This window comes from Psychrobacter sp. 1Y4, assembly GCF_051847555.1.
Genome location: NZ_JBPYDE010000776.1, coordinates 1 through 621 on the forward strand (window position 1 = coordinate 1; position 621 = coordinate 621).

Consider the following 621-nt stretch of genomic DNA (forward strand, 5'->3'; position numbering starts at 1 on the left):
TGTAATACCAGCTTTGCGTTCAGCAGGTGGCACGACTTTAATAATCTCTTGCTTAGATGTCATATCAACACCGAAATCTGCTGGCGTTTTTTCATCAAGCGGCTTTTTCTTCGCTTTCATGATGTTAGGCAGTTTCGCATAACGTGGCTCATTCAAGCGTAGATCAGTCGTGATAACCGCTGGCAAATCAAGAGCAACTGTTTGTAGGCCGCCATCGATTTCACGCGTTACGTTGACTTTATCGCCTTCAACCTTCACTTCTGAGGCAAACGTACCCTGACCGATACCCATCAATGCCGCTAGCATCTGACCCGTTTGGTTGTTGTCGTCATCAATCGCTTGTTTACCCAACAAGATAATATCAGTGCTTTCTGTTTCAGCGATGCTTTTTAGAATCTTGGCAACTTGTAGTGGATACGGTTTTTCGTCACTCACGACTAAAACGCCACGATCAGCACCCAATGCTAGGGCTGCACGAATTTGCTCTTGCGACTCTTTTGGACCGATAGACGCGACGATGATTTCATCAATGACGCCAGCTTCTTTTAGACGAACGGCTTCTTCTACTGCAATCTCATCAAAAGGGTTAATCGACATTTTGGTGTTTGATAGATCAACGCC

The 621-nt window shown here is 45.2% G+C and carries 1 protein-coding gene; it reads right to left on the bottom strand.

The window, feature by feature from the left end:
• Nucleotides 1-621, bottom strand: a 621-nt coding sequence (locus ACS8FC_RS18830) for an electron transfer flavoprotein subunit beta/FixA family protein (protein ID WP_439297913.1), incomplete at both ends; no start/stop codon positions are given.